The 10,148-nt window shown below is 63.5% G+C and carries 8 protein-coding genes; 4 read left to right on the top strand and 4 right to left on the bottom strand.

Translation table 11 applies throughout. The features are described from left to right. Window positions 1-3: 3 nt before the first annotated feature. Together L2Y96_RS03660 and L2Y96_RS03655 are read right to left on the bottom strand one after the other, a co-directional pair. Window positions 4-321 carry a hypothetical protein gene (locus tag L2Y96_RS03660; protein ID WP_247332393.1) on the bottom strand — a complete coding sequence of 106 codons (318 nt, stop codon included), beginning with the start codon at window positions 319-321 and terminating at the stop codon, window positions 4-6. 59 nt (window positions 322-380) lie between these two features. Next, window positions 381-1,211 (bottom strand): SAM-dependent methyltransferase, encoded by an 831-nt coding sequence (locus tag L2Y96_RS03655; RefSeq protein ID WP_247332390.1) that lies wholly within the window; start codon window positions 1,209-1,211, stop codon window positions 381-383. Window positions 1,212-1,460: 249 nt separating this feature from the next. On the opposite strand from L2Y96_RS03655, the gene katG reads away from it, so the two are divergent. Beyond that, window positions 1,461-3,698: a catalase/peroxidase HPI gene (katG, locus tag L2Y96_RS03650; protein WP_247332388.1), complete on the top strand. Its 2,238-nt coding sequence runs from the start codon at window positions 1,461-1,463 to the stop codon at window positions 3,696-3,698. A 202-nt stretch (window positions 3,699-3,900) separates the two neighbouring features. After that, window positions 3,901-4,827, top strand: coding sequence for an MASE1 domain-containing protein (locus tag L2Y96_RS03645; RefSeq protein WP_247332386.1), 927 nt, complete (start codon window positions 3,901-3,903; stop codon window positions 4,825-4,827). 27 nt (window positions 4,828-4,854) lie between these two features. On the opposite strand, the gene L2Y96_RS03640 is transcribed toward L2Y96_RS03645, so the two are convergent. Beyond that, a complete protein-coding gene (locus L2Y96_RS03640; protein ID WP_247332383.1) occupies window positions 4,855-5,025 on the bottom strand; it encodes a hypothetical protein in 171 nt (56 codons plus the stop codon). A gap of 138 nt (window positions 5,026-5,163) precedes the next feature. Beyond that, the gene (locus tag L2Y96_RS03635) at window positions 5,164-6,798 is read right to left on the bottom strand and encodes a cyclic peptide export ABC transporter (RefSeq protein ID WP_247332380.1); all 1,635 of its coding nucleotides are present in this window, start codon (window positions 6,796-6,798) and stop codon (window positions 5,164-5,166) included. Between the two features lie 215 nt (window positions 6,799-7,013). Here L2Y96_RS03635 and L2Y96_RS03630 point away from each other — a divergent pair, with 215 nt between their 5' ends. Both L2Y96_RS03630 and L2Y96_RS03625 read left to right on the top strand, forming a co-directional pair. Next, window positions 7,014-7,202 (top strand): DUF6229 family protein, encoded by a 189-nt coding sequence (locus tag L2Y96_RS03630; RefSeq protein ID WP_247332377.1) that lies wholly within the window; start codon window positions 7,014-7,016, stop codon window positions 7,200-7,202. 75 nt (window positions 7,203-7,277) lie between these two features. Beyond that, entirely contained in the window at window positions 7,278-10,103 is a 2,826-nt protein-coding gene (locus L2Y96_RS03625) for a type 2 lanthipeptide synthetase LanM family protein (protein WP_247332374.1), read from the top strand. Window positions 10,104-10,148: the final 45 nt, after the last annotated feature.

Here is a 10,148-nt window from a genome sequence, read left to right as displayed (position 1 = left end):
ACCTCAATGTACTCGTTCTAGAGCCGGCAGGCTTTGCTGCGGGGCATCGTCCTCCCCCTCATCGTCCTGATCTTCACCAGGCGAGGGGACCTTGAGCGGTTTCGGTGCTTCGCGGAACGGCGAGTCTGTGCCGTTCGGGTGGTACATGACGCGGACGCCAAACTCCTCGCAGAGAAGATTGCTATCGCGTGCCTCGGCAGCTCGTGCAAGCACGTCGGAGGCACCCGCCTCCTTAAGCCGGCGAGCGAGTTCATCCGGACGCAGCCGACGCAACGATGCGTCGCGGCCAATGGCTTCGAGGAAATCGATCGAATCGGACATCTGTTTGTACCCCTGGAACGCGGAAGGCCCCCTGCCCCCCTTGCGCTTTGCCGATTATGTCACGATTGCGTGACGGTCTCCCCTTCCTTATCCAAGGCCTCTACACGAGCCCATACCTCCGGAAGCCGGCGCATTTCCCGCGCTGGCGGCAAGACAACGGTGTCGGCGACGCTCAGGTCCGCTTGCGGCAGGTCGGCCAGCGCAAGGTACTCGATCCGCGGATCCTGGATAGGCAAGGTCGCCCCTCGGTAAATGATCACCTGATGGTCTAGCGGATAGTCCTTGGCCAGGCGGTCGACGAGCACTTGCCGATACGCCGCCCCGGTTGAACTTAACCGCGCCAGCGTGGTGTCGCCCGCGAGAGCGACTTGCCACAACACGACGTAGCCCGCGTTATCGAGCTGGCGGTCGTAAAGGATGAACTGACTCGCCTCGAAATGCTGGCAGCCATAGCGGCCCGGGTCGATGCCAAGATCGGCATAGAGACAGTCCTCCGAGGACACCCCGGGCTCCATATGCGCCGCGAACCCCTCGGCACGCGCCGTGGCGATGGCTTTATGAGGAGTCCAGGCAAAAATGCCGGGGTGGCCGTAGAACACCGTACACACCTGCCTGCCCGCACGCACCTCGGCCATGATGAGATCAAGCCACTCCCAATAGGTGTCCATGCGTGACTTACCTTCAGCGTAGTAGCCCTGCAGGCTGCGCACGTCGGGGTTCATCCGCATCAGCCATTCCTCGACCAGGTTGTCGGAGAGTGCCGCGAAGACGACGTCCGCCTGCTCGATATAACTGCGCGAAATGGGGGTCAGATGGGAGCCCAGGGTCATGCCCATGCCAACCACGGCAAGGCTACCGACCTTCTGGCTCGTTTGAGTGGACGTTTCCATCCCGGGATCGTAGGACAAATTCGGCGACAGCCCTATAGGCCATTTACATAGGCCATTCTTCATGTTCCCAAGATGCCGGGTTGGCGATCCTTTGGCAGATATCGCTCCATCGATAGAGCCAGCCTCTTGTCATCATAAGATCAATCAATTTCTGCAATGTTCAAACGGCGCCTATGATCGAGCTATTGCGTTAGTCACGAGCCGTGGCCCTGCCCGCGGCTCCGAAGCCAACCCCAGTGGAGAAACGCGATGTCGAACGAATCGAAATGCCCGTTCAACCATGCCGCGGGCGGCGGCCAGACCAACCAGGACTGGTGGCCCAACCGGCTGAGGGTGGATCTGCTTAACCAGCATTCGTCTCGCTCCAACCCCCTCGACGAGGATTTCGATTACGCCAAGGCGTTCGGGTCGCTGGATTACAAGGCGCTAAAGAAAGACCTCGAAGCGCTTATGACCGATTCGCAGCCCTGGTGGCCGGCCGACTTCGGCCACTACGGCGGCCTCTTTATCCGCATGGCCTGGCATAGCGCCGGCACCTACCGCATCGGCGATGGCCGTGGCGGCGGTGGCCGCGGCCAGCAACGCTTCGCCCCGCTGAACAGCTGGCCCGATAACGTCAGCCTGGACAAGGCGCGCCGCCTGCTCTGGCCGATCAAGCAGAAGTACGGCAACAAGATCTCCTGGGCCGACCTGCTCATCCTGACCGGCAACGTCGCCCTGGAGAGCATGGGCTTCAAGACGTTCGGCTTTGCCGGCGGCCGTGAAGACACCTGGGAACCCGATCACGACGTGTATTGGGGCGCCGAGACCGAGTGGCTGGGTGGCGATAACCGCTATGGCAAGGTCACCCCGAAGGACGATGGCGTCCTGGTGGCCGACCCGCACCTGCACGGCAAGGAAGAGGACCGCACCGAAGGGGGCCGCAACCTCGAGAACCCGCTCGGCGCCGTCCAGATGGGCCTGATCTACGTGAACCCGGAAGGCCCCGAGGGCAACCCGGACCCGATCGCCGCGGCGCACGACATCCGCGAGACCTTTGCCCGCATGGCCATGAACGACGAAGAGACCGTGGCGCTGATCGCCGGCGGCCACTCCTTCGGCAAAACACACGGTGCGGGTGATGCGAAAAACGTGCAGGCGGAGCCCGAAGCCGGATACCTGGAACAACAGGGCCTGGGCTGGCACAACGAGCTGCGCAGCGGCGTCGGCGCCGATGCCATCACCAGCGGCCTGGAGGTCACCTGGACTCAGACCCCCACGAAATGGAGCAACCTGTTCTTCGAGAACCTGTTCGGCTTCGAGTGGGAGCTGACCAAGAGCCCGGCTGGCGCGAACCAGTGGGTGGCCAAGGATGCGGAAGCTTCCGTGCCTCACGCCTTCGACAAGAGCAAGAAGCAGCGGCCCACCATGCTGACGACCGATCTGTCGCTGCGGATGGACCCGGCTTACGAAAAGATCTCCCGCCGCTTCCTCGAGCACCCGGAGCAGTTCGCCGACGCCTTTGCTCGCGCCTGGTTCAAGCTGACCCATCGCGACATGGGCCCGCGCGCCCGCTACCTGGGCCCGGAAGTACCCCAGGAAGTACTGATCTGGCAGGACCCGCTACCGAAGGCCGAGCACGGCCCGCTCAGCGACAGCGATACCAAAGCCCTCAAGGAAAAGGTGCTCGCCTCCGGGCTTTCGGTCGGTGAGCTGGTGTCGACCGCATGGGCTTCGGCTTCCACCTTCCGCGGTGGCGACAAGCGCGGCGGAGCAAATGGCGCCCGCGTCCGTCTCTTCCCGCAGAAGGAATGGCGCGCGAACAACCCCGCCCAACTGGCAAAGGTGCTCGATAAACTCGAAGGCATCCGCAAGGACACCGGCGGCAAGATATCGCTGGCGGACCTGATCGTGCTGGCTGGCGGCGCGGCGATCGAGAAGGCGGCGAAGGACGCGGGCCACGACATCACGGTGCCTTTCTCGCCGGGCCGCACCGATGCGACCCAGGAACAGACCGACGTTGAATCGTTCGAGTCGATGGAACCGATCGCCGACGGCTTCCGCAACTACGTGAAGGGGCACTACAGCGTGCCGGCGGAAGCGCTCCTTATCGATAAAGCCCAGCTCCTGACCCTTACCGCGCCGGAGATGACGGCACTCGTGGGTGGTTTGCGCGTGCTCGGTGCCAACTTCGATGGCGGCTCCACCGGCGTACTCACCGATCGCCCGGGCCAGCTCACCAACGACTTCTTCCGCAACCTGCTGGATATGCGGTTCGAATGGAAGCCCACCTCGCCCGCCCGGCATGAGTTCACCGGCAGCGAGCGTGGCGGCGGCAAGTCCCGCTGGACAGCAAGCCGCGTCGACCTGGTATTTGGTTCCAACTCGATCCTGCGCGCCCTCTCGGAGGTCTATGCGCAGGACGATGCCGGCAAGAAATTCGTGGGTGATTTCGTGGCGGCGTGGGCCAAGGTGATGGACCTCGACCGGTACGACCTGAAGCGATAACCCGGAAACACGTACGGCACGAAAGGGCCGCCCGGTGAAGGCACCGGGCGGCCTGCAAAAGCTACCTAAGCTGCTATTCCGGCAGCATAGGCGCAGATTCGGCACAGCTTTCCAGAAGTGCGGGATCGACCGCGTTTTCGCAGGATTTTCTTCCCCGGTTCATGGCACGCTTGGCACGTAACGACACTCATTGGGAGTAGACGTGAACGGAAGCACGGCTAACAGGGCTACCTGGGGACAGCTTTTCGCCATCGCAGCGGCCTATGCGGCCTGCTATGAGCTGGCGCGTTATTTCACGAACTCCCACTGGGCACTCACCGCGGGCCTGCGCCTTGCCTGCCTATTCCTGGTACCTCGCCGGTTCTGGCTCGCCCTGGTCATTGGCGAGACCCTGCCCTCGATCGAAAACGCCCTGCTGCATGGCCCCCAGTTCGGGGCCGCATGGGCGTTGGCTGCCGCAGTGCCGATGGTGCTGCTGTGGATCCCCGTGGTGGGCCCCCTGCGCCGGCGCTGGCCCTTGCGGGCACCGGACGGGAGCCTGCGGGTCGGTGTGCTGCTTACCGCCACATTGGGCTGCGCGATCGTCACTGCCGTGTCCACCACGATGCAGTTGGAGGCCGCGCTGATGTCCAACCCCGGCGCATGGCCGGAGATTTCCGCGTACGCCTATTTCTGGTCCTACCTGCTCGGCGCGTTCCTGGGCGCGCTCACGCTGACGCCAACGGTGCTGGCCATGCACGAGCGCGTCAGCGCCGCAGCCGCCCTTAGCCTGGCCCAGTTGTGGCGTAGCCCACTCGCCCGCGATCTGGCGGCGTGGGCCGCACCGATGCTTGTCGGCCTTGCCTGGGTAGCGTTCGCCACCGATCAGGACATGCTCCGCCAGACGGCGAGGCTCTCCCTCGTGCTTCCCATGTTTGGCCTGGCATGGCGCCACGGATGGCACGGATCCGCTGTCGGCGGCATGCTGGCCAGCATCGCACTGGCCATGACAGGCGGCGAGCTCCTCGATGCATCGGTTATCCGTTGCCAGGCCGTATTGGCGCTCTGCATCTCGGGCACGCTGCTGATGGGCGCCCGCTGGCGCCACCGCCACGCCATCGCACCACCGGCCGCTCACGCGAACCGGTGATGCAGGAAGCAGTGGCAACGGGATGGGTTAGTTCCCCTTGGTGCTGCACTCAGCCGGATTCTTGCAGTTGACCGGCAGGTCGAACGCCTGCGCGTGGTGAACACCCGAGGCATGAGCGGTGACGGCCAGCGCGTTGCCGGCGGCGAAGGTCATGGCGATGGCGACGAAAGCAACAGCCGAACGGACGAAAGTACGCATGGTGGATCTCCTGCTTCATGGTGGGTGGAGACCCTAGCGTAGCGCTCGTTTCAAGCGGATTGGTCACGTTTTGACCAGCCCGGAATGAGCGTATTCGGCAGACGATGAGTATGCGACTGCCGCCGCTGGCGAGAACGTTTACGCCGTCACGGAGGTGCGCGCGCGAATGTCGCTTACCACCCGGCCCGACTCCAGCTTTACGACGCGATCGGCGAGAGGAAAGTAGCGGTCATCATGGCTTATGGCGATCACCGTCTTGCCACGTGCTTTCAGCTCAGGGAGCAGCGTGCGATAGAAGTAATCGCGAAAATGCGTGTCCTGATCCGCGGCCCATTCGTCAAAGAAGAAGATGTCACGATCCTCGGCATAACATTGCAGCAGAGCGAGCCGTTTGCGCTGCCCGGTAGACAGCGCAAGGCGCGACAACTCACCCGACGTGACGCTCACGTGCGCGCCAAGACCCAGAGCTTCAAGCCACGCCATCACACGTGCGTCGTCTACCACATGCCCCGCATCGTCAAGCACGTGGGGGAAGAGGAAGAAGTCACCAAACACACCGGTGAAACGTTGGCGATGCGCGGCAACCGACGTTGCAACCGGGTGTCCGTCCACGAGCACCTCGCCGCTGGTTGGCGTCAACAGCGATGCAAGCACAAGCAACAAGGTTGATTTTCCGCTGCCGTTGCCACCCACGATAAACAATAGCTCGCCGCGCTGGATGTCCAGATCGACCGGACCCAATGCGGACCTCTCGTCACTCACATCCGGGTAGCGGTAGCTGACGCCGCGCAAGCTCATTGACCGCCACGACGGAATATCGACACGCAGGCCATCATCGCCGTGATCGACGGGCTCGCCGTGCAAATTCAGACCCGTCTTTTGCAAATGCCGCAGGCTGGCCGTGCCGACACCCACCTGGCGGGCGGCGCTGGTGATGAACGCCACGGGGCCGCCGAGGAACAAGGCTCCGATGACAAAGCGCGTGACGGTGGCGGGCGGCAATCGCAAGGCGACGTAGCCGACATAGACCACGACGAAGACGGCGGAGTAGACCACCGCCGACGACCACGCCTCGTTGATCCCAAGACCTGTATGCACCTGAACCATCAGCTTCCTGGCGCGGTAGATTGCGGGTCCAAGCAGCGCATCACTGACATGACGCGCTCGTGCAGTATGCAGAGCCATCTCCTTCTTGCCATCACTCAGGTAACGGAAGAACTCGAAGACCTTTTCGTTGGCATCGCGTAGCGCATCGAAGCGCCGACGAAGGAAACGTTCGAGGACGACAGAGGCGGCGGCCGTACAGGCAAGAAAGGTGACCAGTATCCCCAGCAAAGGTGCCGACACCTGCGCGAGGTATCCCGCATAAAGAACGACAAGGAGCGCGTTATAGGCCAGCATGGGCGCAACCAGTACCAGCGGCGCTATCGCCGCGACGTCTTCGATGAGCGAATCGACCACGGCGTGGCGATCGCGCGCCAGCGCCTCGTACTCCATCCGAATGACACGCGCTGAAAGATCCATGCGAAGCTGCGCCACGAGATCACCGCCTAAGCGGGCCAGGATGAACTGCGAGGCAGTACTTGCGAGAAGCACGGCCGCTAGCCACGCAACGCCGGACAGCCAGCGCATCGATCCCGCAGCAACGCCTTCCGCGGCGAAGCGGTTGATATGAGCAAGCAGCATCATCGTGCACACCGCACTCACGCACGAAAGGCCGACTGCACTGGCGACGAGCGCGCGATGTCGCAAGATAAAACGCCAGACGATCATTACAACGCCTCCGTACGTTTCATCACTGCCGAGTCTTCGCATCGTGCCAGAGTGCGTACGCGCGTGTGGCGTTGGTTCGCGACGCAAAAACGGCACGACATGTGGCATACGAACCGATCAAGCGCAGAATCGGCGGGCGTCGCCGCGGACGCGCCCGCTGCGGGCCGACAGTAAAACTACTGGGCGCATACCCGTTACACACCAAGGAGTTTTCCATGCAGACCGACAAGATTCTGGCCGGGTGGCTGAGCGGTGCGGATAGCGTAGGTGGGTATGACAATCCTGCTGGCTCCCTCTACACCGAGGGTCAGGCACAGACGATGGTGGCGATGACCAACGCCGAGATGGCGCTGGCTTCGAACTGCAGCTCGTGTACGGCTTCCCGGCCGGGCCTCTGCTGCTAACACGCAGTAGCGGCGATAGCCGTGGCCAACCACCACGGCTATCTCTCTCCCTCCAACCGATACCCAGGACCGCCCATGGATGCTCCGGCGCCGCAGAATGCTTTCGCTCCCGTCATCGCCTTTCTGATCGCCGATAGCCGCCAGGCACTTTCTACCGCCATCGCGAATCAACCAATGCTCGGAGCGGATGAGCGCACGCGTATTGGCGAAGCCGCCGATGCCGCCCTCCTTGAGAATGCTTCTCGCAAGCTCAACCGCGTACTTCTCCTGGAGCTTCACGCCGCGAGGCTCTCCGGCGATTTGCCCCCTGGCGAGACAGAAGGTTTCGACGCATTCATTCGCCACGCGACATCGCCCACCTTTGCCAAGGCCATCGCGCAACGCTACCCCGCGCTGACGCCGCGGCTCCATCGCGCCCTTGACCAGCAGGTCGGCGCCATCGCCACGTTGCTCAAGCGCCTTAGCGATGACCGTGCCGCACTCAGCATGTTCGCAGGCATGGACCTGGGCGCACTGGAGTCCATCAACTTCGGCGAGGGAGACGTGCACGAGGGCGGCCAATCCGTGGCATGCCTGCATTTCGCTAACGGCACCGTGATGTACAAGCCGCGCTCACTCCGCGTCGACGCGGCTCTCGACGGTTTCCTGGAGGCGCTGATGCCCGGCGACGCCTACCGTATCCGCGTGCCGGCGATTCTCGATCGAGGGGATTACGGGTGGGCCCGTCACGTGGCGCACATCCACTGTGTCGATGACATCGAACTCGGTTTGTTCTACCAGAACATCGGCCGCTGGCTAGCGGTCATGCGTCTGTTGGGTGGCACCGATATCCACTACGAGAACCTTATCGCCTCGTCGGTCGTTCCTTATGTGGTCGATGTGGAAAGCCTGTTCGTCACCGAAGTACCCACGCCGCCCACGGGCAAGGGCGAGGCCGTCGACCTCGCCCAGGCACTCATCCGCTCTTCCGTGCTGCGTACCGGACTGGTCCCGTTCCGCGCGCCCGTGCTCGGACTCGATGGCGTGGATATCTCCGCGATCGGCGCGCTGCAGGGCGAGCAGCCAAGGATCCGCGTCCCCGAGATCATCGATGGCGGTACGACGCGCGCCCGCCTCGGCCTGGTCAGCGTCGATATCGATATCGGCAAGAACCACCCCTGTATCCATCCAGATATCTCGCGGTTCTGGGAGGACATCGTCGCGGGCTTCCGTGGCATGACCGATGTGCTGGCCGCTCGCCTGCACGACGGAACCCTTCTCCCATTGATGCAGCCGTTCATCGGCACGCGTATCCGGCGTATCCGCCGTCCCACACAGGTGTACGTGGAGATCATGCGTATGCTCTGGCATCCCGCGTCGCTGCATGACGAAGCAGCAGCGATCGAGCGCGCCCGCGACCTCCTCTCACGCCACGCCGTCGCACAGCCGATCGCCCCTTCCGAACCGGCGCTCATCATGGCCGAAATCGAAGACATGCGATTCGGCGATGTCCCCGTGTTCGTCAACATCCTGGAGCAGGCCCAACAAGATGAGGTGTTTGAAGCGTGGACGGCCATGCGCATGGAACTCGAGGAGCTGACGATCCGCGGCGCGCTGGTGACGGCGCACCTCAACGTGCGCCTCAACGACGACAAACGCTCACCCTATAATCTCTCCGCGAAGAACCTCCATAGTGGCGACATCGACCACCGTCGACGCACGATGGCACGCGAGACCGTGGAACAGTTGTTGAAACTATCGGTGCGCGGCGACGATGGCACGATGACCTGGATCAGCCCGATCCTTGGCCGAGGCGGATGGACCATGCGCACGCTGCAGCCGAACCTTTACGTCGGGCTGGGTGGTATCGCGCTCGCGCTCGCTGGCTACGTGGAAGAAGCGCGCCATGGCCGGGTCGACGAGATCGACGGCGTCGTCGATGCCTTGCGCGGTGTCCTTCGCGTCATGCGCACGGCGGAGGACACGGACGAGCCCGAAGCGATTGGCGGCTTCATCGGCCTCGCGTCGCAGGTACAGATGTGGCTGACACTGGACCACCTCCAGCCCGGCGAAGGTTTCCTCGACGACGCGTTACGCCAGGCCTCGCGCATGGAGACATGGGATATCGATAACGAACGCGTGCTCGATATCCTCGAAGGTGTAGGTGGCGCGATCGTTCCGCTCCTCAATCTTGCGGAAGCGAGCGGCGAACGCCGCTGGCTCGATCTTGCAAGGCGCGCAGGCCTGCGCCTTGAGGCCACCGCCATTGTCGATGCACGCGGCGCACGTTGGCCCGCATCCATATTCGATGAACCGATTGGTGGGTTCGCCCATGGCGCCACGGGGACGGGCTGGGCACTGACGCGACTGGGGCTGAGCGACGCCGGTGACGCCGACGACCGGCACCGCTGGCTCGACCTGGCCGAGCGCGCGTTCGACTTCGAGGAATCGCTCTTCCTCAGCGACGCCGGCAACTGGACCGATGTGCGCAAACCCGAAAGCCGCGACTTTGCCGACACCTGGTGCCACGGTAGTGTCGGCATTGGCTTTGCAGCGGCCGACCTTTACGAGCGCACGCATCATCCCCGGCATCTCGATACCCTGCGCCGCGCGGTGCGTGCTGCCGCGACAGGCGGCTGGGGGCATAGCCACACGCTCTGCCACGGCGACCTCAGTACCTGGGAGCTCATGGCGAGGGCCGCGCGGGTCGCTCCCGGCATCGTGCCGGAGGGCACCCCCAGCGGCATCGCGCTCATTCTTTCCAGTATCGAGGAGCACGGCATCGTCGGCGGCCTGGCGCGCGATGCATTCACACCGGGCCTGATGAGCGGCGTCTCCGGCTCGATCGTGCAGCTCTGCCGCATGCACCCCGCCTGCCGCCTGCCCTCGTCTCTGTTGATGGAGTACTGCCGCGCCGCTTGATCTTTGCAGCACCCCCGGTCATTGAGGATATACTTTTATTGACTG

This window comes from Luteibacter aegosomaticola (genome assembly GCF_023078475.1).
GTDB classification, from domain to species: domain Bacteria; phylum Pseudomonadota; class Gammaproteobacteria; order Xanthomonadales; family Rhodanobacteraceae; genus Luteibacter; species Luteibacter aegosomaticola.
The sequence above is the reverse complement of the archived record's forward strand: the minus strand, read 5'-3'. Positions and strand labels throughout refer to the sequence as shown.

Coding starts and splice junctions, on each gene's coding strand:
- L2Y96_RS03660 (WP_247332393.1), bottom strand. CDS start 321: ATGTCCGATTCGATCGATTTCCTCGAAGCCATTGGCCGCGACGCATCG.
- L2Y96_RS03655 (WP_247332390.1), bottom strand. CDS start 1,211: ATGGAAACGTCCACTCAAACGAGCCAGAAGGTCGGTAGCCTTGCCGTG.
- katG (WP_247332388.1), top strand. CDS start 1,461: ATGTCGAACGAATCGAAATGCCCGTTCAACCATGCCGCGGGCGGCGGC.
- L2Y96_RS03640 (WP_247332383.1), bottom strand. CDS start 5,025: ATGCGTACTTTCGTCCGTTCGGCTGTTGCTTTCGTCGCCATCGCCATG.
- L2Y96_RS03635 (WP_247332380.1), bottom strand. CDS start 6,798: ATGATCGTCTGGCGTTTTATCTTGCGACATCGCGCGCTCGTCGCCAGT.
- L2Y96_RS03630 (WP_247332377.1), top strand. CDS start 7,014: ATGCAGACCGACAAGATTCTGGCCGGGTGGCTGAGCGGTGCGGATAGC.
- L2Y96_RS03625 (WP_247332374.1), top strand. CDS start 7,278: ATGGATGCTCCGGCGCCGCAGAATGCTTTCGCTCCCGTCATCGCCTTT.